Source organism: Mesorhizobium sp. P2_E6 (assembly GCF_056403835.1).
The window spans coordinates 261,558-284,003 of record NZ_JBFUEQ010000002.1 but is presented as its reverse complement, the minus strand read 5'-3'; the positions used below and the strand labels follow the sequence as shown (position 1 = coordinate 284,003).

The following is a 22,446-nucleotide window of genomic DNA, read 5'->3' as shown; positions in this document are numbered from 1 at the left end:
AGGGCACCGTCTGCAGGCCGGGGCAGGCCGGACGGGATTCTTGTGTCGCGACAGGTCAAACCGCCGCGGTGAATTGTTTTCAAAGCAGGGTCAGCTGCACCTGGTCCTTGCCGCCGGCCACGAACTGATCGGTCCGAAGCGTGCGCCGTTCGACGTTGAGGCCGAGCCGCTTGGCGGTGATCTCGAAGCGCCGGCCGATCTGCCAGGCGTAGGGACCAGCACCCTTCATGCGCTTGCCCCATTCCGAATCGTAGTCCTTGCCGTCGCGCATCGAGCGGATCAGCGACATCACGTGGCGGTAGCGGTCGGGATAGTGGCGCAGCAGCCAGTCCTTGAAGATCGGACTGACCTCCAGCGGCAGGCGCAGCACGACATAACCCGCTTCGCGCGCACCAGCGGCGCGTGCCGAATCGAGGATGCGTTCCATCTCCTGGTCGGTCAGGCCGGGGATGATCGGCGCCACCATGACCGAGGCCGGAATACCGGCATCCGAAAGCCGTCGGATCGCCTCCAGCCGCTTGGTCGGCGTCGAGGCGCGGGGCTCCATCGTCCTCGCCAGCATACGGTCGAGCGTCGTCACCGACAGCGCCACCTTGGCCAGCCCGCGCTCGGCCATGCGCGACAGGATATCGATGTCGCGCATCACCAAAGCGGACTTGGTGACGATGCCGACCGGATGGCCGCGCGCTTCCAGCACTTCGAGGATCTCGCGCATGATCCGGTATTGCTTCTCGATCGGCTGGTACGGATCGGTGTTGGTGCCGATCGCGATGGTGCGCGGCTGGTAGCTGTCCTTCGACAGTTCCTTGTCGAGTAGCCGCGCCGCATCCGGCTTGGCGAACAGCTTCGATTCGAAATCGAGGCCCGGCGACAGGCCCATGAAACTGTGCGTCGGCCGGGCAAAGCAATAGACGCAGCCATGTTCGCAGCCGCGATAGGGATTGATCGACCGGTCGAAGGAGATGTCGGGCGATTCGTTGCGGGTGATGATGGTGCGTGGCTTCTCGACCTGCACCTCGGTCTTGAAGGGCGGCAGTTCCTCCAGCGAATTCCAGCCATCATCGAAGACATGCCGGCTGACCGGCTCGAACCGGCCGGATGGATTGATGCCCGCCGACCTGCCGCGATTGCGGTCCGGACGGACACGCACGCCACTCTGCTCGATCATCGCATTGGCCATCTCGGCTCTTCCAGCTCCGAAAGCTGCAATGTCGGCGCGCACGATCTGTTCCATCTTCGCCCGCTCCCAGGGACTGTCCATGTTGTGTCGAATCGCTCTGTTCATGAAATTATTCCTATTTCGTCGATGAGAACAAAGCAAGAACTTTCAATGGTGCATTGCAAAAACTGGCGCTGCGTTCGGCTTTCCGCTATTCGGCTAATGATGCTCAGTGTCCTGATCGAAACCCGCAATGACGAGGAGGGCCTCGCCCGCACGCTCGCCTCGCTGATTGGCGGCGCGGTCGAGGGCGTGGTGCGTGACGTCATCGTCTGTGACACGGGTTCAACCGACCAGACGCATCGCGTTGCCGAGCATGCCGGCTGTCACTGCGTAACTGGCGGTATCGCTGCCGGCATCCGGCAGGCCAAGGGTGACTGGCTGCTGCTCCTGGAGCCGGGCTCGCGGCTGATGGATGGTTGGATCGATGCGGTCGTTGCCCACACGGCCAGGCAGACCATGGCGGCACGCTTCTCGCGGGCGCGGGGCAGCCGCACACCGTTCCTGGCCCGGGTGTTTTCGGGAAACCGCGCCTTGGCCGATGGATTGCTGATCAGCAAGCTTCAGGCCGCGGCAGCGTCGAAGCGGGCCGGCAGCGCCGAGGCCATCGCACGCGGCCTCGCGGCAAAGCGGCTCGACGCCGAAATCTGGGTGGCACCGCCGAAGCAGCGCTCCCCGGAGTGATCTTTTTGCGGCTGCTCTGTTCATTGTGCATTGCACAAAATCTGACGTGAGGTTAGTTTCCCGGTCAGACGGGTGGATTGGGTTGGGGTCATACCGAGTGATGAGCTCCGATGCGGCATCGGCGCCACGCTCATAGCCGAGGACCCGATGAAGCTTTCAACCCCCGACAAATCCGGCGCTGCCAGTCTTGAAGCCGTTGCGCGCAACGGCAGCCTGCTGCGCCGCATCGCCGTGCGCATTCCGACCTATCTGACGGACCTGCGCGAAAACCCTGCCTGGCTGCCGATGTTCGTGCTGGCGCGCACAATGCCAGGACGCCGGATGCATTGGCTGGGTGCAAAACGCGCTCGTCCGGCCCAAAATTCGGGGGATACGATGTTTGCCGGCGTCGACCGCGAAGCCGTGGTCGACGCACTGCGCTCCAACGGGCTGTTTTCGGGCCTGGTGCTGCCGCCGGCGATTCATGAAGAGATCGCCAGTTTCGCCCAGCGCACGCCTTGCTTTGGCAATTTCGATCGCCGTCTCGAATTCATGCCGGGTGAACATGCCGAGGCCGAAAAGCGCTTCGGCCGCTCGCTGCTCAGCGGACATTTTTTCGAGCGCATCCTCGACTGCCGGGCGGCACTCGCCATCCAGCGCGATCCGCTGCTTCTGGATATTGCGGCGCACTATCTCGGCGGCCAGGCAAAACTCATCACCACGCGCGTCTGGTGGAGTTTTCCGACGGGTGAGGCTTCGGACGCCGACAAGAACCTTGCCTCGCTCGGCAAGTATCATTTCGACCTCGACGACTGGCGCATGCTGAAATTCTTCTTCTATCTCAAGCCGGTCGACGCCGACACCGGCCCGCATGTCTATGTCCGCGGCAGTCACAAGCGCCGCAGCCTCAAGCATCAGCTCACTTTGCTGGTCGGCCATCCCGCACAAGAGGTTCTGGATGTCTATGGCGAGCACAGCCCGGTGACGCTGACCGGTGAAGCCGGTCTCGGCTTCGTCGAGGATCCGTTTGGCTTCCACATGGGCACGGTGCCGGCGCGCACGCCGAGATTGATGATGGAGGTCGGCTTCGGCGTATCGCCGCCCTCACGCCGGCGCTTTCATGGCGAGCCGGTCATCCGCTGAGAGGGAACCATCCCAGCTCATCTCGACAGGCATCCAACGCGCGGCGAATGACACTTCGAAGGGCGCACGCGGTGTTCTGCTGGCGAAACCGAGGTCGGGCGCTTGAACTGCTTGCTGTTTGGCGTTAACCGCGCCGCAGATGCTCGTCCAGGCGCGGCATGATCTCGACGAAGTTGCAGGGCATGTGCCGGTAGTCGAACTGCGCCTTCAGGATGCCGTCCCAGGCGTCCCTGCAGGCGCCGGGCGAGCCCGGCAGCACGAAGACGAAGGTGGCGTTGACGACCCCGCCGGTCGCCCGGCTCTGGATCGTCGAGGTGCCGATCTTGTCGTAGGAGATGCGGTGGAAGACTTCCGAAAAGCCGTCCATGCGCTTTTCGAAGATCGGCTCCAGCGCTTCCGGCGTCACGTCGCGGCCGGTAAACCCGGTGCCGCCAGTGGTGATGACGACGTCGATCGCAGCGTCCCGCGACCAGCCGAGCACCTTGTCGCGAATCTTTTCGCGGTCATCGGTGACGATATCGCGGGCGGCGAGGACGTGGCCGGCTTCCGTGATGCGGTCGGCCAGTGTCTGGCCGGATTTGTCGTCGGCGAGGCTGCGTGTGTCCGAGACGGTCAGCACCGCGATGCGGATCGGGATGAAAGGCCGGCTCTCGTCAATCCTGGCCATCTCAGCCAGCCTCCGATGTCATGCTGCGCGTCGCGGCGACGAACCAGTCGGGCTGGCGGCTGCGGATGTCCGCGGCAGCGCGCTTGGCGACATTGCCGGTCTCGAACAGGCCGAAGCATGTCGCGCCGGATCCGGACATCCGGGAGAAACCCGATCCAGCCTTGTTAAGCCAGGAAAGCGCTCTGCCGATGGCGGGCTGCATCGCCAGCGCCGCAGGCTCAAGATCATTGCGGGTGATCTCCAGCCAGTTGCGCAGGCTATGGAAGTCGATGCTGCGCGGCAGCGGCGGCAGTGGCTCATTGTCGCGACGGGAAAGCGCTGCAAACACCTCGGCGGTCGAGACGGCCGTTCCGGGATTGACCAGCACCAGCCCCAACGCCGAAAAATCCGGCACCATCGACAGTTCGTCGCCGATGCCACGCGCGACCAGCGGCTTGGCCGCCAGGCACATCGGCACATCGGCGCCAAGCGAAAGGCCGATCCGCGCCAGCTCAGTGCTGTCCATGTCTAGGGCCCATGTCTCCGCCAGCCCGCGCAGCACGGCTGCCGCATCGCTCGAGCCGCCGCCGACGCCGGAGGCAACCGGCAGGTTCTTTTCGAGCCGGATGGCGACCGGCGGGGTTCTCTTGGCCCCAGCCTCTCTTCGCAGCGCATCGCGGGACTTAAGCACGAGATTGCTGGCGTCGAGCGGAACGGCCTGCGCGTAGCGGCCAGACACGGTAAAATCGTCGCTGTCGGCGAGCGCGATTTCGACCCGGTCGCCAAAACGCGTGAACACCGCCAGGCTTTCGATCAGGTGATAGCCGTCAGGGCGCCTGCCGGTGACATGCAGCGCCAGATTGATCTTGGCGTGCGCATGCCAGATGCGCGACCCGATCTCGGTGTCCACGGCGTCAGTCGTATGCGGGATGATGCTCAGTCCTTGGCCAGCCGGTATTCGCCGGTCTTCGGATCCTTGACCAGCGTACCCATGGCACCGTTGGCTGCCTGCTTTTCCGTGCGCCGCACCTTGGCGGTCACGCGCTCGGCTTCCCGGATGAAGGTGCGGTAGCCGAAATAGGCGGCGACGCCAACGACGGTGAAGAAAATGATCTGCGGCATGTCAAAACTCCTCCCACGCTGGGCGGCGGCCGGTCGGGTCGGTTCATGCATGTCGCCCAAAAGTGGATCCGGTTTTAGGAAAGCGACATGCATAAGACTTCAAGCTCTCATGCTAGACGGTTTTGCCGGTTTTTCAAAGCCCGAACCGTGCCCACAACGCGCGCTCTTCCGCCGCATCGATCACGCCGCTGGCGGCTGCCGCGGCGATATCGGGCGCTGAAAAGCCCTTGCTCGAGCCGAATAGGCCGAAGCGGCTGAGGAAACCGCGCGGCGCCGTGACCAGCCTGAGCTGGGTCTTCGCTCCGAACCGGGTCTTGAGCACCGTGCGCATGTCGCCGAGTGCATCGACCAGGCCGAGTTCGAGACCCTTCATGCCGGTCCAGAACAGACCGGTGAACAGGTCCGGATCGTCCTTCAGCTTCGCGCCGCGCCTTTCCTTGACGAGGTCGATGAACGTGCCGTGCACCTCGAGTTGCAGCGCTTTCAGGCGCTCGACGTCTTCCTTCTTCTCCGGCTTGAACGGATCGAGCACAGCCTTGTTCTGCCCGGCGGTGTGGACACGGCGCTCGACCCCGATCTTCTTCATCAGTTCCGGGAAACCGAACGAGGCCGACACCACGCCGATCGAACCGACGATGGAGGACGGATCGGCGAAGATCTCGTCGCCGGCGACCGCGATCATGTAGCCGCCCGATGCCGCGACGTCTTCGACGAAGACCAGCACCTTTTTGTTCTTTTCGCTCGCCAGGTCGCGGATACGCTTGAAGATCAGCCGCGATTGCACCGGCGAGCCGCCCGGCGAATTGATCGAGATGGCGACCGCCGGCGCGTCGTAGGAAAACGCCTTCTCGATAAGGCCGGCGGTCGAGGCCAGCGACAGACTCGGCCGGAACTGGCCACCCCCCGGCATGATGGTGCCGTGCAGCCGGATGACCGGAATGGTGACGACGGTTGAGCGCCAGGACTTCGGCAGCAGGCGGTTGATTAGTCGTTTCACGAGGGCGCGGTCTCCGGTCGATAGGTTGCAGGCATGTAGGAACTCCCCGGCCAACGGCAATGCGGCCGGTAAGAATAGCTCAGTCTCCGAACAGCGAGGCGAGGCCGTTGGCAATCATTTCGCTGCGCTCATCAGGTCCGTCGCCCGATTGCGGATGAAGCATCAAGGGAGGGCGAATGGCGAGCTTCCCCCGCGCCCCGAGCGCAGCCCTGACGACGATGCGGATCGCCGCCGCGTCGGGGCGGGGATGGACAGCGAGGATCTCGGCATCGCCGAAGCGGCCGGAGAGCGCATCGAGAATGGCGCCGAGCTGCTCGGGCCGGGCGATGACTGCGAGGCCGCCGCGCGGCCTGACCACGGCGGCAGCACTTCGGATCCAGCTCTCGAACAGTCCGTCCTCCGTGACGTGGGCTTCCTTTCTCAGGCGATCGGGCGTGGCACGGTCCCGTGCAGCGTTGAAAGGCGGGTTCATGATGACGAAGTCGAAGTCGTTGTCGGCGAGGCCGGCCGCCGCCCGCGCCCGTCCCGATACGGTGACATCGGCGATGAGCACAGAGGCACGGTCACTGAGATGGGCATTGCCGGGATGGGCAAGCGTTGCTGCGGCGAAAGCAGCCATTTCCGGCGCCCGTTCGACGAGCACGGCCGCGGCCGCCGGGCAGCGCGACAGCACCGCAAGGCCGGCGGCCCCGGCGCCGGCGCCGAAATCGGCGAGACGTCCGCCAAAGGAGGATGGCACGGACGCCGCCAGCATCATGGCGTCCATGCCGGCGCGATGGCCGCCTTGCTTGGGCTGCACGAGCCAGAACCGGCCGCGATGGAAGGCATCGACCGTATGGGCCGGCGTGTCCGGGGCAAGGGTGGCCGGCGCGGCGGACATTATTTCCCGCGGATCTCGTTGGCGATGCCGGCATCCGTCAGGATGCGTCGTGCCGCGTCGGCCTGGTCGGCATCGACCATGATGCGTCGCGGCAGGATGCCGAGCGAGCCGTCGAGCACGCTCATATTCTGGTCGGCGACGAAGCAGCCGATGCCGGCATCGCGCATCAGCGATTCGACAAAGGAGATGATGACGGCGTCGTTGGTGCGAATGAGCTCTATCATCGGGCGAAACTCTCAGTTTGCGGCGCATATGTAAACGGGCAGGCGGATTTCCGTCACCAAGCAGACCTGCTCTTTCGGCAGGGTTGACAGGCTGTCATCGCCGCCGCGCCAATTCGCCACTTGCCGTGGCCGTGTCTAGCGCCCTAGAGTCCCTGTAGGGACCAAGGGTGCCGTCGCACGCGTTATACCAAGACGGGAGTGATTGTCATGGGTGTCGTTCTCAACATCGAAAACGGGAAGCGGGAACCCGCCTCCATCAAGGATTTGATCGATCTGACGGCCGCCGACATGGGTCGCGTCAACGAATTGATCCTGTCCAAGGCCGGCTCCGACGTCGAGATGATTCCGGAGGTTGCCAACCATCTGATCTCGTCCGGCGGCAAGCGGCTGCGGCCGATGCTGACGCTCGCCGCCGCGCAGATGTTCGGCTATGTCGGCGAGGGCCACGTCAAGCTCGCAACGGCGGTCGAATTCATGCACACGGCAACGCTTCTCCACGACGATGTCGTCGACGAAAGCGGCATGCGGCGCGGCAAGAAGACCGCGCGCATGATCTGGGGCAACCAGGCGAGCGTCCTGGTCGGCGACTTCCTGCTCGGCCAGGCCTTCCGCATGATGGTCGATGTCGGCTCGCTCGAAGCGCTCGACATCCTGTCGAGTGCGGCCTCGATCATCGCCGAGGGCGAGGTGATGCAGCTCGCCGCCGCCAAGAACCTCGAAACCACCGAGGACGAGCATTTCGCCGTCATCAAGGCCAAGACCGCGGCGCTGTTTTCGGCCGCTGCCGAGGTCGGCCCGGTCATTGCCCAGGCGACACGCAACGACCGTGCCGCACTGCGCTCCTACGGCATGAACCTCGGCCTTGCCTTCCAACTGATCGACGATGCGCTGGACTATGGCGGCACCAGCAAGGATCTGGGCAAGAATGTCGGCGACGACTTTCGCGAGGGCAAGGTGACCTTGCCGGTCATCCTCGCCTACCGGCGCGGCACCAAGGCCGAGCGCACCTTCTGGAAGCGTGCCATCGAGGACAATGTCGTCGATGACGCCGGCCTGGAAAAGGCGATCGGCCTGATGACCCGCCACGGCGCGATCGCCGACACGATCGGGCGTGCCCGCCACTTCGGCGAGATCGCCCGCGACGCGCTGGCGCCGCTGGAAGCGACGCCGCAGAAATCGGCGCTGATCGACGTCATCGATTTCTGCATCAGCCGGGTGAACTGAGCGGCTGGCGTTTCGACAGTGGACAGTAAATCCGTTACTGCTCCTTCTTGAACAGGTCCTGGAAGATCAGCCGGCCCCAAATGCGGCCGCGTGCGTGCACCAGCGCGCCACCCTCGTTGAGCTTTCCCAGCTTGACGGGTGCGAACCCGAGTTGTTTGGCCAAATCCGCCACGGGAGCGATCGCGTCCTCGTCGTCGCTCGACAGGAAGACCACCCGGTGGCCGCCTTCGACGATCGGATCGGCAGCCAGGGTGGCCGCAACCAGATGATTGAAACCTTTCACGAACTTGGCGCCGGTGAACGACTTCGCAACGAAGGCGGAGGACGGAAGGCCGTCCAGCTCCCCAAGGGGAACCAACGCGTTCATCGCGTCGATGACCGTCTTGCCTTTCCAGCTCGGCAGGGCCTTCGCAACCTCGCGATGTTCCCCGAACGGGACCGCCAAGATGATTGTGTCGGCCTCGAGTGCATCCCGCAGCGACTCGGCGACGACCGTGGGTCCAATCGCCCGAGCCTGCGGCGCCAACGCCTCGGGCGGCCGGCGGCTCGCGACGGTCACGTCGATGTTTTTACGGGCGAAGGCGTTGGCGAGGGCCTGGCCTATCTTACCGAATCCTACAATCGCATAGCTCATAATACTTCTCCGATCCGTGTCGATAATGATTCCCCGGCCTTCAACGGCGCCGGCTATCCGTTCTGCTGTGTGGCGACCTTTGCGTAGACGTCCGGCCGTGAACGACTTCGCGGCCGGACGGTCAGCCGCTTCCGTGATCGGGCGCGATTTCAGATGGCCGAGAAGCCGCCGTCGACAGACAACTCCACCCCATTCACGAAGCTCGAATCGTCTGAAGCAAGAAACAGCGCGACCGCCGCAATTTCCTCAGGACGCCCCATCTTTCCCCGCGGGATCAGAGATTCGAACATCCGCTTGGCCTCCTCGGTGAGAACTTGGTCCTGCATCGGTGTGGCGATCGGCCCCGGGCTCAGCACGTTCACCCGGATATTCCTGCCCTTCAGTTCGTTGAGCCAGGTGCGTGCGAATGAGCGCAACGCTGCCTTGCTCGCCGCATACACGCCGTAACCAGGAAAACCTTTCACCGAAGCAACTGACCCGGTCATGAAGATCGATCCGCCATCGTTGAACAGCGGCAACGCCTTCTGAACTGTAAACAGCGTGCCGCGCGTATTCAGGCCGAAGGCCGCATCAAAATGCTGTTCGGTAATCTCCCCCAGTGGGACGGCTTCGCCCATGCCGGCGCTCGCGTACAGGACGTCGATCCTGCCCTTTTCCCGCTTGACTGTATCGAACAGGCGGTCGAGGTCGTCGAGATTGGCCGCGTCGCCACGCACGCCGGTCACGTTCCGGCCAATCAGCTTGACCGCCTCGTCGAGCGCCTCCTGCCCTCGGCTCGTGATGAAAACATAGGCGCCTTCTTCAACGAACCGCTTGGCGCTCGCCAGCGCCATGCCGCTCGATCCGCCCGTGATGACCGCAACCTTACCGTCCAGTTTTCCCACGATTTTTCCTTTCAGGCTCTGCCTTTGGTCGTTCGGGAAGAACCCCGAGAGCCTCGAAATAAGTCTGCCGGGGTCAGCCTTTGAGTGCGGAAACGCGCACATCGGTGGTGCAAAATCGATCCGGCTGGACGACGAACGCCAGCCGCGACGACCGGTGTGCGCCATTCAGGATTGGGCCGCGCTTGTCGGCAGGGGTTATGATCATCGCCGTGCTACCCGCAAACGAGATGCTGTTCGATGTGGTAGATGTGGGCTTTGGAAGGCGCACCGCGCGGTGCGAGATTGCACCATGATCGACTGGGATGACGTTCGCTACTTTCTTGCCGTCGCGCGTGGAGGCTCGGTGCGGGCTGCCGCCGAGCGCCTCGGTGTGAACCACTCGACCGTGCTGCGACGCATCGCCCAGCTCGAGGAACGCCTCGGGGTGCACATGTTCGAAAAGTTGCCGTCGGGCTACCGCCTAACGGCTGCGGGCGAGGAGGTCCTCGAGTTTGCGGACCAGATGGAAGCGTCGTCGCACCTGCTGGAGACGCGCGTCTTCGGGCGCGACCAGAGCGTGCGCGGGCTGCTGCGGGTGACGCTGGCACCGCCCCTCGCGACACACCTGCTCATGCCGGACTTCGCCGATTTCGCGCGTCTGCATCCGGACATCGAGATGGAAATCTTGTCGTCCGGCGAGCTGGCAAATCTGACCAACCGAGAGGCCGACGTCGCGATCCGCGTCGTCTACGACCGCAAAACCCTGCCGCTCAATCTTCACGGCCTGAAGGGACCGGAGCTGTTCGGCGGCGTCTTTATGTCTCGCGATCGACTAGCCGCGTGGCGTGCGGGCGCGCCTGATCCCATCCGCTGGATCGTCATAAGCATTCATGGAATTCCGGATTGGGCCAGAGAGGGTGAGGTTCGCACCACGGGGGTTCCATTCAGGACCACGGACGCCGAGGCGCAGATCGTTGCTGCACGGCAAGGGCTCGGGATGACGACACTGCCGTGCTTCGTTGGCGATGCCGACCCCCTACTGGTGAGGGTGCCGGGTACCGATCTGCACATGTACGGAACGCTCTGGCTTCTCACGCAGGGGGAGACACGCAAGACGAAGCGCGTGCGGCTCTTTACCGAGTTCGTATCCCGCAGGCTCGCCGCGTACGCTCCGCTTCTCGCGGGGCTGAATGGAGGCGAGAACTTAAGCCGACCCCGGCCTGATGACGATCCGACGATGTACCGATGAGCACCCCTTCGGGACGATCAAACGCATGTCGGGCGGTGGAAGGTTCCTCACCAGGGGGGCTTAGGGCGGTGAAGTCGAAGCGGCGCTCTAAATCCTCGCCTTCAACATCCTCCATGCCGTGAACGCCTTCGGTTATCGCGACACGCAGGTGCAGCGGCCTGCCTTGCCGGGCAAGTGCTGATATCGGAGTCCCAGCGGACCGAAGATGTGATATGATCGGCTCCGCGCGGGGCCATGACCGGAACTCGAAAACGGAAAACTGTCCCTGGTCGCCATGGTTTGTTAATCGGGTGCCCGGATTGTGAATTCGAGGCGGATTGAAGCGCGACCCCAAAAAGGCCATGCTTTGCCCGGAAAGATCGAGTCTACGCCAATCCCGCTGACGCGGAGATGGCGCCTGGCTGAAAGGGATACGATGCAGCAAGGACGTGCGCGCTGGCTGACAAGGCTGGCAATTGTGACAGGCATGGCGATCTCGGCTTTGCCGGCCTATGCCAAGCAAACCGCCGAACCGGTCAAGATCACGTCGTTCTCGGGTGCCTATCTGGCCGCCCGGATCGCCGAAGGCGACAACGACCTCGACAGCGCAATCGCCTATTACAAGCAGGCATTGGCCTTCAATCCGAGCGACACCGGCCTGCAGCAGAGCCTGATGCTGTCGCTGATCGCTCAAGGGCGCTTCGACGAATCCCTGGTCTATGCCGACAAGCTCAAGGAAGTTCCCGATGTCGAGCGCTTCTCGCGCCTGGCGCTGGCGGTCGATTCCTTCCACAAGAAGGATTTCGCCAAAGCACAGTACTGGCTCAAGCTGTCGCTGGAATCCGATCTCGACCGGCTGATCTCTGGCGTCATGTCCGGCTGGGCCCAACAAGGCGCCGGCCAAGCCAGCGATGCGATGGCGTCCATCGACAAGCTGCAGGGGCCGGACTGGTTCGGTCTGTTCAAGTCCTTCCATCGCGCGCTGATCGCCGACGCGTCGGGCATGCCCGAAAAGGCCGAGGCGATCTACGCCGCGACGATGCAGGATACGGCCGCCGGTGGTGCGGCTCCCGAAACCTGGATGCGCAACGCCCAGGCCTACGCGTCGTTCCTGGCTCGCAAGGGCGACAAGGACAAGGCACTGTCGGTGCTCGATCAGGCCGAGGCGTTTGCGCCGGGCAAGCTGGAAATCGTCGCCTTGCGCGACAAGATCAGCAAGGGTGACAAAATTGCGCCTTTCGCTGCCGGCCCGTCGGACGGCGCGTCGGAGATACTGCTTAATCTCGCCACGGCGCTCAATCGCGGCGGTGGCGAGCCATTCGTCCGTCTTTACCTGCAGTATGCCCTGGCCCTGAAGCCTGACAGCGACGCAGCCCTGGTGCAACTCGCGGCCGTTTCCGAACAGTTGAAGGACGGCGAGGGCGCCATCGCGCTCTATCGGCGCATCCCCGACTCTTCGCCGTTGAAAGAGCTTTCGGACCTGCAACTCGGCCTCAACCTTGCCGATCTCAATCGTCAGGACGAGGCGATCACCCATCTGAAGGCTTTCGTCGACGCGCATCCCGACGACATGCGCGCCTATCTGGCGCTCGGCGGCGTCTATTCGTCGAAGGATGATTTCCGCTCGGCGGCCAATCTCTACGACAAGGCAGTCACGGTGCTGAAGACGCCGACTGCCGCCAACTGGAACATCTTTTACCAACGCGGCATCGCCTATGAGCGGCTAAAGGAATGGCCCAAGGCCGAACCGAGCTTCCGCAAGGCGCTGGAACTGTTCCCCGACCAGCCGCAGGTGCTGAACTATCTCGGCTATTCCTGGGTCGACATGAATACGAACCTCAAGGAAGGCCTGGCGATGATCCAGAAGGCCGTCGATCTCAGGCCGAGCGACGGTTACATCGTCGATTCCCTGGGCTGGGCCTATTTCCGCCTCGGCCGGTTCGATGACGCGGTGCGCGAGATGGAACGCGCGGTGTCGCTGAAGCCGGAAGATCCGGTTCTCAACGATCACCTCGGCGACGCCTACTGGCGTGTTGGCCGCAAGCTGGAAGCCACCTTCCAGTGGAACCAGGCGCGCGACCTGAAGCCGGACCCCGATGTGCTGGCCACATTGCAGCAGAAGCTGATGAAGGGCCTGCCGCCCATCGAGTCCAACACCGCGCAGGAAACCCCGAAGGTCAAGCCCGAGCCGGTGCCAGCCCCGAAGGGGTGAAATCGCTTCTTGAAATGCAAACGGGGCTCTTTCGGAGCCCCGTTTTCGTTTGGACGTCCATCCGTCCTAAAACTCAACACGCGCCAGTGCGCCGGAAACTGCCTCAGAACATCTTCCGGTAGACGATGAACCCGGAGCGTTCGCCGACCTTGTCATAGAGCTTCATCGCCGTGTGATTGGTCTCATGCGTCAGCCAGTACACCCGCCCCGAACCGGCGGCCTGGGCACGCTCGTAGACGCCCTCTATCAGGGCCCGGCCGATGCCTTTGCCGCGCGAGGCCTCTGTGGTGAAAAGGTCCTGCAGGTAGCAATTGGGCGAGATCGCCGTGGTGCTGCGGTGAAAGAGGTAATGCACGAGGCCGAAAAGCTGTCCCTCGCTCTCGGCAACCAGCGCATGCATCGGCTCATAGGCATCGAAGAAGCGCGACCATGTCATCGCGGTGATCTCGCTTGCCAGCGCCGTCTCGCCCGAGCGGCCGTAAAATGCATTGTAACCGTCCCACAGCGGCAGCCATTGGTCGAAATCCTGCCGGGCGATGGGACGGATGATGGTGGAACTGGGCATGATTGAACCTGTTGTCCTGACACTTTGCGGCATGAGCAGACCGCAGGCGGCCATGGCCGGCAATGGGCCAGTCGCTCGCAAAGCTTTCAACATCATCGGCGGGCTCGCTAGGTCCGCACCGGTGCGCCTTGCTTGACGCTACGCCGCCGGGTCTCTAGGACGTGCCGGCAAGCTAGCCTTTGCTGCCGAGGCCCCCGTGACGATTGAAATCCCGACGATTGAAATCCCCGCCCATATGCATCCCAGCCGCTCGTTCCAGGGGCTGATCCTGACCTTGCACAATTATTGGGCGAACTATGGTTGCGTCATCCTGCAGCCCTACGACATGGAGGTCGGCGCCGGCACCTTTCATCCAGCGACCACGCTGCGCGCGCTCGGGCCAAAACGCTGGAACGCCGCCTATGTCCAGCCGTCGCGCCGCCCCAAGGATGGCCGCTATGGCGAGAACCCGAACCGGCTGCAGCATTATTACCAGTACCAGGTGATCCTGAAGCCGAATCCGCCGAACCTGCAGGAGCTTTATCTCGGCTCGCTGGCGGCGATCGGCGTCGATCCGCTGCTGCATGACATCCGCTTCGTCGAGGACGACTGGGAAAGCCCGACGCTGGGCGCCTGGGGGCTGGGCTGGGAATGCTGGTGCGACGGCATGGAAGTGTCGCAGTTCACCTATTTCCAGCAGGTCTGCGGCATTGAGTGCGCCCCGGTGGCGGGCGAACTGACCTATGGGCTGGAGCGCTTGGCCATGTATGTGCAGGGCGTCGACAATGTCTACGACCTCAACTTCAACGGCCGCGAAGGGGCCGACAAGGTCACCTACGGCGATGTCTTCCTGCAGGCCGAGCAGGAGTATTCGCGCCACAATTTCGAATACGCCAACACGGCGATGCTGCTGCGCCATTTCGAGGACGCCGAGGCCGAATGCAAGGCGCTGCTCGATGCCGGTGCACCGGCGTCGAACGACAATCTGCCAATGCACCGCATGGTTTTCCCGGCCTACGACCAGTGCATCAAGGCCAGCCATGTCTTCAACCTGCTCGACGCGCGTGGCGTGATTTCGGTCACGGAACGGCAGAGCTACATCTTGCGGGTGCGCAATCTGGCGAAGGCCTGCGGCGAGGCGTTTTTGAAGACACAGGCTGGCGGACTGGCGGCCTGAGTTCAGGCTCGCTTCATCACCTTGAGGCAAGCGTTGATCGGCAATACGTTCTGACCAGTGGCACCGTCGATCGTGCGCAATGCCTGCCGAACGCCCGGCATCGAGAACGCACCGTGAGCCTGCGCGGTGAAGCAGGCGGTGAGTGCTACAATCTGCAGAAGTCTGGATGCCGTTTTCATGGTCGTTCAGCCAATAGTTCCCTACCTGAGCGTGGGTCGCTTCAGCGCTGCGTTCGGTTCATGGAAATCTTTGATCCAAGGACGGGCGGGTTCGCCTCGTCCCGACAGGGCGGCCAAAATTTCCGGAAAGGGTGACAGCGGCCAGCCGAGTTGCTATGCCCCGCGCGGACCATCTTGCCGCGTGAGCCTCATCCATGCCTGACCTGCTTCTAGAACTTTGCTCCGAGGAAATCCCCGCACAGCCGCGCGCCCGCAGCGCCGGAGGCGCGAGGACGCGCAAAGAGGGAGAAGGCGTGCGGGTGGAGAAACTCTGATGCCGGATTTGTTGCTCGAACTTCGCTCCGAGGAAATCCCCGCGCGCATGCAGCGTAAGGCGGCGGGTGATCTCAGGAAGATGTTGACCGACGGTCTGGTCGAGGCGGGGCTGACCTATGAGGCAGCGCGCGAGTACTGGACGCCGCGGCGTCTGGCGCTCGATATCAGGGGCCTGACCGCGCGCTCGAAGGATATAAGCGAGGAGATCAAGGGACCGTCGACGACGGCGCCCGAACAGGCGGTGCAAGGTTTCCTGCGCAAGGCCGGGCTTTCGTCGATCGCCGAGGCGCATGTCCATTCCGATCCTAAGAAAGGCGATTTCTACGTCGCCCACATCTCGAAGCCGGGCAGGGCATCGGAAGAGATCATCGCCGAGCTGGTGCCGGGCATCATCCGCGGCTTCCCCTGGCCGAAATCGATGCGCTGGGGGCCGGCCTCGGCCAAGCCCGGTTCGCTGCGCTGGGTGCGGCCGCTGCAATCGATCCTGTGCACCTTCGGCCCGGAGACCGAGGAACCGGTGGTGGTCGATTTCGAGATCGACGGCATCCGTTCGAGCAACATCACCTATGGCCACCGCTTCCACGCGCCTGGCGCCATTACGGTGCGCCGCTTCGACGACTATGTCTCAAAGCTGGAGGCGGCCAAGGTCGTGCTCGACGCCGACCGGCGCAAGGAGATCATCCTTGCCGACGCACGCAATCTCGCCTTCGCCAACGGGCTCGATCTTGTCGAGGACGAAGGGCTGCTGGAGGAAGTCTCCGGGCTGGTCGAATGGCCGGTCGTGCTGATGGGCGAGTTCGAGGAGGCTTTCCTGGCCATTCCGGCCGAAGTGATCCGGTTGACCATCCGCGCCAACCAGAAATGCTTTGTCACGCGGCCGCAGGGTGCTGCCGAGGGTCTTTCCAATCGCTTCATCCTCACCGCCAACATCGAGGCCAAGGATGGCGGCAAGGAGATCGCCCACGGCAACGGCAAGGTGGTGCGCGCCCGGCTGTCCGATGCGCTCTATTTCTGGACGACCGACCAGGGCGATTTGCCGGACCTCCATCAGCTCTCGGCATCGGCGGAAAAATTCGGGCTCGATCTCAAGAAGCCGCTCGACCAGCGCATGGCGCGCCTCGACCATCTCGGCGTCACCTTCCATGCAAAGCTCGGCACGCAAGGTGAGCGGGTGGAGCGGATTGCCCGGCTCGCCGAGGAATTGGCGCCGATCGTCGGCGCCGATCCTGTGCTGGCGCGCCGCGCCGCTGTCCTTGCGAAGGCCGATCTCACCACCGAAGTCGTCGGCGAATTTCCCGAACTGCAAGGCGCCATGGGCCGAAAATACGCGCTGCTGCAGGGCGAGCATGCTTCGGTCGCCGCGGCGGCGGAAGAACACTACAAGCCGCAAGGTCCTTCCGACCGTGTGCCGAGCGATCCGGTATCGGTCGCTGTCGCGCTTGCCGACAAGCTGGATACGCTTATCGGCTTCTGGGCCATTGACGAAAAGCCGACGGGATCGAAGGACCCCTATGCGTTGCGTCGGGCAGCGCTCGGGGTGGTTAGAATATTGATCGAAAATGATACTCGACTGGCGCTGGCCCCCATCGTCGGGAGGGTTTCCGACCTCCTCGCCTTCTTCCACGATCGCCTCAAAGTCTACCTCCGTGACCAGGGTGCGCGGCATGATCTGATCGACGCCGTCATCACACCGCAGTCCGACGACCTGCTGCAGATCGTGCGCCGTGTCGAGGCGCTTGGTTCTTTCCTCGACACCGAGGACGGCAGGAATCTGCTCGCCGGCACCAAGCGCGCGGCCAACATCCTGGCCGCCGAGGAGAAGAAGAAAACGGTGGTCGCCAAGACTGTTGAGCCGGCGCTGTTTCGCGAGGATGCTGAGAAATCACTGTTTGCGGCGGTGAATCAGGCTGAGAAGCAAGCCGGCGAAGCGATTCAAAACGAAGACTTTTCCGGCGCGCTGCTGGCGCTTAGCGTGTTGCGCGAACCGGTTGATTCATTCTTTGAGCATGTTCTCGTGAATGATGAGGACGAGGCCGTGCGCGCCAACCGCCTGGCGCTCCTCGCCCGCATCCGGGCGGCCACCGGTCAGGTCGCGGACTTCTCGAAGATCGCTGGTTGAGGCCTGAAAAATTCTGAAGATGGGTCCTTCGAGCCGGCTTACAGTCATATGACGATGACCTCTCCGTGGCAAAAGGGACATGTTCCCCAACCCACGGAGGCTTCCATGAATTCCGATCACGAAATCGAAGTGACAGAAGAAACCCCGGCTCCCGCCGAGGCGCTTGAATCCGCTTCCGAAACCGCCCTCGATCACGCTGCCGCCGCCACGGTCGAAGCGGCCGATCTGTCGGATGATGACGAAGACGGCGACGATGAAGAAGGCGAAGAGTCTGACGACGCCGAAGCCGCCACGCTCTCCGATGATGATGAAGACGAAGAAGACGAAGACGATGAGGACGAAGACGACGCCGATGACAGCGTGAAGGCTGAAGGCGACGACGAGAAATCCGAAGAAGACGAATCCGAAGACGACGAGTCCGAAGAAGGCGAAGACAAGGAAGAAGCCGCCTGATTTTAGGCCGCCGATCTATTGATTGATGAAAGGGCGGCGCTGACGCGCCGCCTTTTCTGTCAGATGCGGACCTATCAGTCTTCCCGGAAGCTGACTGGGTCAGGCTTCCCGGAAGCTGACGGGTCAGTCTTCCAGAATGCTGACACGCACGCTGTTTTCGTAGACGTCGACCTGGATCAGCGGCTCGCCATTGACGATGGCGCGCTTGGTCGAGGAGCTCATCGCGCCGGAGCGCTCCAGCATGCGCTGCAAATCGGCGCGCTGGTCGTTGGTCCTGAACCAGCCATCACCCTCGTCGTCGCGGTCGCGACGGTGGAATTTGTGCCAGTTGGCGCGGTCCTGCCGTACCATCTGCGCGGCAGTCTCCAGTGCATAGCCGTCACTCGCCTGATGATCCCGATCGGAAATGCGCGCGACATAGGATCCCAGCATGTCATCGGCTTGGGCCGCGCCGGCGCCAAACAAGGACGCCAGCAGAAGCCCGGCCGCAGTAACAATTTTGAATTTTCTCATGATCAGCCCCCTTACCCCAAATGACAAAAACCCGTCTACCATGGCCGCTTGACGAAATTCGGACAGTGGCACCCGGCGGCGAAGAACCGCGACGGGTCTGCCTGCAAATGGTGCGCTGGGCGCCAGACCGCCGTCAAGTCGCGGTCCAGCCTCTAATTGGCTTTGCTGACCCCGCGAGCGGGCTGGGTTGTTGCTCGTGCGGGTGCTTTCGGCGGCGAGGCCGAGTTTGTCCCGGCGTCTCCCGCAGGCGCGGCGGAGGCTGTAGCCGTTGCCGGCGCAGTACCTGTCGCCGGCGCAGTACCTGTCGCCGGCGCGGTGCCCGTCTCTGGTGCTTCGGCTTTCGCCGAGGCGGCGCTTGGCGCCGGCGCCGAGAAGGCCGGACCGACGATCCCGCCGCGAATGACCATCGGGTTCTGCTCAAACCCACGCCTGGCCTCCGGCTTGTCCGTGATCGCCGACACCTTTTCATAAGTGACGTCGGGCTGCGCTTCGCCGAGCCCCACCACCGATTGCACATTGCTGGCCTTGGCGGTTTCGGCGGTCTTCAGGGGTTTGGCGGCATCGAGCTTGATGATGGATGGCGTCGAAGAGGGCACGCCGGGGAAAACCAGCGACGAGGCCTGTGCCCCGCCGGCCGCCACCACAACGACAATACCCAGCAGCATACGCACAGACACCATGATCGCTCCCCTTTGCCCAGAAGCCGCACAGTAGCGGGCCGGAATTGATGCCGGCTTTCGCGTGAACGTAGCATTTTAGCGATTGATAAATCGCCAATGCCCAGATTGCCCGACAGCGACTTGTCGCAACAGCCGACTTGCCCAACAGCCGCCATCGTACTACGCAGCCGTCATCTGCGAGGTGATGAGAGTGGCTGAAATACTTGCCGTCAGCGAGGCGCTGGAGCGGGCGCTGGCGCTGCTCCGGGACGGCGACGTCGTCGCCATCCCGACCGAAACCGTCTACGGGCTTGCCGGCGACGCCACCAACGGCATCGGCGTGGCGCGCATTTTCGAAGCCAAGGGGCGGCCCCGCTTCAACCCGCTGATTGCCCATGTCGCCGACATGGCGATGGCCGAGCGCATAGCGCTGTTTGATCCGCTGTCGAAGAAACTGGCGCTTGCGTTCTGGCCGGGTCCGCTGACGCTGGTGCTGCCGCAGCGGCCCGGCAACGGCATCCACCCGCTGGTCACGGCCGGGCTCGATACGATTGCCTTGCGCATGCCAAGAGGCTTTGGCGGCGAGCTCATCGCCCGGCTTGGCCGGCCGCTTGCCGCGCCCAGCGCCAATTCATCCGGCAAGATCAGCGCGACCACGGCGCAAGCGGTGGCGGCGGATCTCGGCGCACGCATAAAGCTGGTGGTCGATGGCGGGGCGACGCCAGTCGGGCTGGAATCGACCATCGTCAAGGCCGAAGGGGAAAGATTGCGGCTGCTCCGGCCTGGCGGCATTGCCGCCGAAGACATCGAGGCGGCCATCGGCATGGGGCTCTTGCGCGGCGGCGCCGCCGGCGTCGAGGCACCGGGCATGCTTGCCTCGCACTATGCGCCTGACGCCGCGATGCGGCTCAACGCCGGAACAGTTGGTGAGGGCGAAGCCCTGCTCGGCTTCGGCAGCCAGCGAGCCGAAGGCTGGCGACATGCCGCCGCGTTCGTCAACCTGTCCGAGACAGGCGACCTGCGCGAAGCGGCGAGCAATCTTTTCGCTCATATGCAGGTACTCGACAGCAGCGGCGCACGGATTATCGCCGTTGAGCCTGTTCCCTTCGACGGGCTTGGCGAGGCGATCAACGATCGGCTCTCGCGCGCCGCCGCCCCTCGTGACAACATCTTGGCAGCAACGTAGTTTTCCCCATGACCGAAGTATCAGAGAAACTCGATCCCGCTCTCATCGATCGCTTCGCGGCGATCGTCGGTGACAAATACGCGTTGCGCGACGAGCAGGATATCGCGCCTTACCTCACGGAGCGACGCGGGCTCTGGCATGGCGCGACGTCGCTGGTGCTGCGGCCGGGCAGCGTTGAGGAAGTCAGCCAGATCATGCGGCTGGCAACCGAGACGGGAACGCCAGTCGTGCCGCAAAGTGGCAACACCGGACTGGTCGGCGCCCAGGTGCCGGATAGATCCGGCCGCGAGATCGTGCTGTCGCTGTCGCGGCTGAACCGCATCCGCGAGATCGATGTCTTGTCCAACACGGTGACGGTCGAAGCCGGCGTCATCCTGCAGACGCTGCAGGAAGCGGCTGATAGCGTCGACCGGCTGTTTCCGCTGTCGCTGGCCGCGCAGGGCTCCTGCCAGATCGGCGGCAACCTGTCGTCCAATGCCGGCGGCACCGGCGTGCTTGCCTATGGCAATGCGCGCGAACTCTGCCTTGGGGTTGAAGTGGTGCTGCCGACCGGCGAGGTGTTCGACGATTTGCGCAAGCTGAAGAAGGACAACACCGGCTACGACCTGAAGAACCTGTTCGTCGGCGCCGAGGGCACGCTAGGCGTCATCACAGCCGCCGTGCTCAAGCTGTTCCCGAAGCCGAAAGGGCGCGAGGTGGCTTTCGTTGGCCTGTCATCGCCGCAAGCAGCGCTCTCCCTGTTCAGCCTGGCGATGGACCGCGCCGGAGCAGCGCTCACCGCCTTCGAACTGATCGGCAAGCGCCCGTACGACTTCACCCTGGCGCATACCCAGGGCGTGGTGCGGCCGCTGGTCGAAGATTGGCCGTGGTATGTGCTGATGCAGATTTCGTCCGGCCGCTCATCGGAGGATTCGCGGGCATTGATCGAGGAGGTGCTCTCGACTGGTCTCGAACAGGAGTTCGTCGGCGACGCAGTCATTGCCGCAAGTCTTGGGCAGGGCGATGCCTTCTGGAACTTCCGCGAGCTGCTGCCCGAGGCGCAGAAGCCGGAGGGCGCTTCGATCAAGCACGACATTTCGGTGCCGATCGCTTCGATCCCGCGCTTCATCGAGGAGGCCGCCGGCGCGGTGGCGTCGGTGAGTGCCGGCGCCCGCGTGGTCTGCTTCGGCCATATGGGTGACGGCAATCTGCACTATAACATCTCGCGGCCCGTCGACGGCGACGACGAGGCGTTTCTCGCTCTCTATCATACGATGAACAAGGCCGTGCATGACGTGGTGCGCAGCCTGCACGGTTCGATCTCGGCCGAGCATGGCATCGGCCAGTTGAAGCGGGACGAACTGATCGCCACAGCGGCACCGATGGCGATCGACCTGATGCGCCGGGTGAAGGCTGCCTTCGACCCAGCCGGCATCATGAATCCCGGTAAGGTTATCTGATCCTTTCGGCATCTTGTGGCTGGTGGCATTCCGATAACCATCCCGCAGATCAGCAAAATTTAACCGACTTTCTTAAGCGGGGCGGTAAGGAGCCCACGCTACTGTCTGCTCACAAACGAGGCTGGAAAAACCGGCCCGGAGAGAACCGGACACCGGCTCTCAGGAGACAGACAGGAAGGCACTCTATGAACACCGGACTGAAGCCAGTCTGGGCCGGACGCAACATGCGTCTCGACCCATTCCGCCTGCCGCAAGTGGTGAGCTACGCCACACGCGACGACTACGGCGACGTGACCTTTACCATCGACAAGCGGGGCGCAGTGATCCGCCGCATGCTCGAGATGAGCGGTTTGCCGGCGATCATCGCGCTGCCAGCCAATGCGTTTCGCGGCGTCGCCGCCCGTGCGATGGAGGATCCGGACGGCAATGTTACGGTGACGCTGGAACTCCTGCACAACGATCCGATGCTGTCGGTGCCGCTGCTGGTGGCCGATGATCTCGAAGATGTCGCCGCCGACTGGCGGGCCTGGGCCGACGCCTACCGTCTGCCGATGCTCTTGATCGAGTCGGACGGCGTTGCCCGTACCCTGGAAGAATCGCTCGGCGCCGCCATCAAGACGCTGCCGCCGCAGGATCGTCGCAAGGGCCGCGTTTCGCACATGCGCCGCCCGCGCTTCCTCGCCCGCCGCAGGGCCGGCGATCTCGGTCTCAGGCTGGTCATCGACGGCCAGGAGATTATTTCGCGGGAGTAGAAAGAGCTTGGCGCGTTCTTCCTTCTCCCCTGTGGGGTGAGAAGGAAGAAAGCCG

Annotated in this window: 24 protein-coding genes; 11 read left to right on the top strand and 13 right to left on the bottom strand. The window is 63.5% G+C overall.

Annotation, left to right across the window (positions count from 1 at the left end; all coding sequences use genetic code 11):
- Window positions 1–79 precede the first annotated feature (79 nt).
- Window positions 80–1,234 carry a PA0069 family radical SAM protein gene (locus AC1D08_RS06050; protein WP_457154158.1) on the bottom strand — a complete coding sequence of 385 codons (1,155 nt, stop codon included), beginning with the start codon at window positions 1,232–1,234 and terminating at the stop codon, window positions 80–82.
- A 150-nt stretch (window positions 1,235–1,384) separates the two neighbouring features.
- Between AC1D08_RS06050 and AC1D08_RS06045 the strand changes: the two genes are divergently transcribed.
- Together AC1D08_RS06045 and AC1D08_RS06040 are read left to right on the top strand one after the other, a co-directional pair.
- Window positions 1,385–1,903, top strand: a complete 519-nt coding sequence (locus AC1D08_RS06045) for a glycosyltransferase (RefSeq protein ID WP_457154159.1) — start codon at window positions 1,385–1,387, stop codon at window positions 1,901–1,903.
- Window positions 1,904–2,050: 147 nt separating this feature from the next.
- A complete protein-coding gene (locus tag AC1D08_RS06040; RefSeq protein ID WP_457154156.1) occupies window positions 2,051–3,025 on the top strand; it encodes a hypothetical protein in 975 nt (324 codons plus the stop codon).
- Between the two features lie 124 nt (window positions 3,026–3,149).
- Here the strand turns inward: AC1D08_RS06040 and moaB are convergent, their stop codons facing one another.
- From moaB to AC1D08_RS06010, 6 genes are all read right to left on the bottom strand, one after another.
- Window positions 3,150–3,692: a molybdenum cofactor biosynthesis protein B gene (moaB, locus tag AC1D08_RS06035; RefSeq protein WP_095091890.1), complete on the bottom strand. Its 543-nt coding sequence runs from the start codon at window positions 3,690–3,692 to the stop codon at window positions 3,150–3,152.
- 1 nt (window position 3,693) lies between these two features.
- Entirely contained in the window at window positions 3,694–4,581 is an 888-nt protein-coding gene (locus AC1D08_RS06030) for a 4-(cytidine 5'-diphospho)-2-C-methyl-D-erythritol kinase (RefSeq protein WP_457155269.1), read from the bottom strand.
- Between the two features lie 26 nt (window positions 4,582–4,607).
- A complete protein-coding gene (locus tag AC1D08_RS06025) occupies window positions 4,608–4,793 on the bottom strand; it encodes a membrane protein (RefSeq protein ID WP_027023000.1) in 186 nt (61 codons plus the stop codon).
- A 133-nt stretch (window positions 4,794–4,926) separates the two neighbouring features.
- Entirely contained in the window at window positions 4,927–5,790 is an 864-nt protein-coding gene (locus tag AC1D08_RS06020; RefSeq protein ID WP_477225998.1) for a S49 family peptidase, read from the bottom strand.
- 79 nt (window positions 5,791–5,869) lie between these two features.
- Window positions 5,870–6,670 carry a tRNA1(Val) (adenine(37)-N6)-methyltransferase gene (locus AC1D08_RS06015; protein ID WP_457153156.1) on the bottom strand — a complete coding sequence of 267 codons (801 nt, stop codon included), beginning with the start codon at window positions 6,668–6,670 and terminating at the stop codon, window positions 5,870–5,872.
- Entirely contained in the window at window positions 6,670–6,894 is a 225-nt protein-coding gene (locus AC1D08_RS06010; protein ID WP_091576439.1) for a putative signal transducing protein, read from the bottom strand. Before AC1D08_RS06010 ends, AC1D08_RS06015 begins: the two co-directional genes overlap by 1 nt.
- A gap of 207 nt (window positions 6,895–7,101) precedes the next feature.
- Here AC1D08_RS06010 and AC1D08_RS06005 point away from each other — a divergent pair, with 207 nt between their 5' ends.
- Window positions 7,102–8,118 carry a polyprenyl synthetase family protein gene (locus AC1D08_RS06005; RefSeq protein ID WP_457153155.1) on the top strand — a complete coding sequence of 339 codons (1,017 nt, stop codon included), beginning with the start codon at window positions 7,102–7,104 and terminating at the stop codon, window positions 8,116–8,118.
- A 34-nt stretch (window positions 8,119–8,152) separates the two neighbouring features.
- On the opposite strand, the gene AC1D08_RS06000 is transcribed toward AC1D08_RS06005, so the two are convergent.
- Window positions 8,153–8,752: an NADPH-dependent F420 reductase gene (locus tag AC1D08_RS06000; protein WP_457153154.1), complete on the bottom strand. Its 600-nt coding sequence runs from the start codon at window positions 8,750–8,752 to the stop codon at window positions 8,153–8,155.
- 149 nt (window positions 8,753–8,901) lie between these two features.
- Entirely contained in the window at window positions 8,902–9,636 is a 735-nt protein-coding gene (locus tag AC1D08_RS05995; RefSeq protein ID WP_457153153.1) for an SDR family NAD(P)-dependent oxidoreductase, read from the bottom strand.
- Window positions 9,637–9,925: 289 nt separating this feature from the next.
- Between AC1D08_RS05995 and AC1D08_RS05990 the strand changes: the two genes are divergently transcribed.
- Together AC1D08_RS05990 and AC1D08_RS05985 are read left to right on the top strand one after the other, a co-directional pair.
- Window positions 9,926–10,864 carry a LysR family transcriptional regulator gene (locus tag AC1D08_RS05990; RefSeq protein WP_457153152.1) on the top strand — a complete coding sequence of 313 codons (939 nt, stop codon included), beginning with the start codon at window positions 9,926–9,928 and terminating at the stop codon, window positions 10,862–10,864.
- A 415-nt stretch (window positions 10,865–11,279) separates the two neighbouring features.
- Entirely contained in the window at window positions 11,280–13,055 is a 1,776-nt protein-coding gene (locus AC1D08_RS05985) for a tetratricopeptide repeat protein (RefSeq protein WP_457153151.1), read from the top strand.
- Window positions 13,056–13,158: 103 nt separating this feature from the next.
- Here the strand turns inward: AC1D08_RS05985 and AC1D08_RS05980 are convergent, their stop codons facing one another.
- Window positions 13,159–13,620: an N-acetyltransferase family protein gene (locus tag AC1D08_RS05980; RefSeq protein WP_477422744.1), complete on the bottom strand. Its 462-nt coding sequence runs from the start codon at window positions 13,618–13,620 to the stop codon at window positions 13,159–13,161.
- Between the two features lie 235 nt (window positions 13,621–13,855).
- On the opposite strand from AC1D08_RS05980, the gene AC1D08_RS05975 reads away from it, so the two are divergent.
- Window positions 13,856–14,776 carry a glycine--tRNA ligase subunit alpha gene (locus tag AC1D08_RS05975; protein ID WP_095091899.1) on the top strand — a complete coding sequence of 307 codons (921 nt, stop codon included), beginning with the start codon at window positions 13,856–13,858 and terminating at the stop codon, window positions 14,774–14,776.
- A 2-nt stretch (window positions 14,777–14,778) separates the two neighbouring features.
- Here AC1D08_RS05975 and AC1D08_RS05970 read toward each other — a convergent pair whose 3' ends face one another.
- Window positions 14,779–14,955: a hypothetical protein gene (locus AC1D08_RS05970; protein ID WP_167392422.1), complete on the bottom strand. Its 177-nt coding sequence runs from the start codon at window positions 14,953–14,955 to the stop codon at window positions 14,779–14,781.
- Window positions 14,956–15,268: 313 nt separating this feature from the next.
- On the opposite strand from AC1D08_RS05970, the gene glyS reads away from it, so the two are divergent.
- Window positions 15,269–17,389, top strand: coding sequence for a glycine--tRNA ligase subunit beta (gene glyS / locus AC1D08_RS05965; RefSeq protein WP_477422742.1), 2,121 nt, complete (start codon window positions 15,269–15,271; stop codon window positions 17,387–17,389).
- A gap of 105 nt (window positions 17,390–17,494) precedes the next feature.
- Entirely contained in the window at window positions 17,495–17,842 is a 348-nt protein-coding gene (locus tag AC1D08_RS05960; RefSeq protein ID WP_457152832.1) for an ATPase, read from the top strand.
- A gap of 123 nt (window positions 17,843–17,965) precedes the next feature.
- Here the strand turns inward: AC1D08_RS05960 and AC1D08_RS05955 are convergent, their stop codons facing one another.
- Together AC1D08_RS05955 and AC1D08_RS05950 are read right to left on the bottom strand one after the other, a co-directional pair.
- Window positions 17,966–18,355, bottom strand: a complete 390-nt coding sequence (locus AC1D08_RS05955) for a hypothetical protein (RefSeq protein WP_457152831.1) — start codon at window positions 18,353–18,355, stop codon at window positions 17,966–17,968.
- Window positions 18,356–18,507: 152 nt separating this feature from the next.
- Complete coding sequence (locus AC1D08_RS05950; protein ID WP_457152830.1) at window positions 18,508–19,035, bottom strand: hypothetical protein; 528 nt, start codon at window positions 19,033–19,035, stop codon at window positions 18,508–18,510.
- 184 nt (window positions 19,036–19,219) lie between these two features.
- Between AC1D08_RS05950 and AC1D08_RS05945 the strand changes: the two genes are divergently transcribed.
- The 3 genes from AC1D08_RS05945 to AC1D08_RS05935 all read left to right on the top strand — a co-directional run bounded on the left by AC1D08_RS05945 (window position 19,220) and on the right by AC1D08_RS05935 (window position 22,391).
- The gene (locus tag AC1D08_RS05945; protein WP_457152829.1) at window positions 19,220–20,200 is read left to right on the top strand and encodes an L-threonylcarbamoyladenylate synthase; all 981 of its coding nucleotides are present in this window, start codon (window positions 19,220–19,222) and stop codon (window positions 20,198–20,200) included.
- Between the two features lie 8 nt (window positions 20,201–20,208).
- A complete protein-coding gene (locus tag AC1D08_RS05940; RefSeq protein ID WP_457152828.1) occupies window positions 20,209–21,639 on the top strand; it encodes an FAD-binding oxidoreductase in 1,431 nt (476 codons plus the stop codon).
- Between the two features lie 185 nt (window positions 21,640–21,824).
- Entirely contained in the window at window positions 21,825–22,391 is a 567-nt protein-coding gene (locus AC1D08_RS05935) for a DUF6101 family protein (protein ID WP_095091904.1), read from the top strand.
- Window positions 22,392–22,446 lie beyond the last annotated feature (55 nt).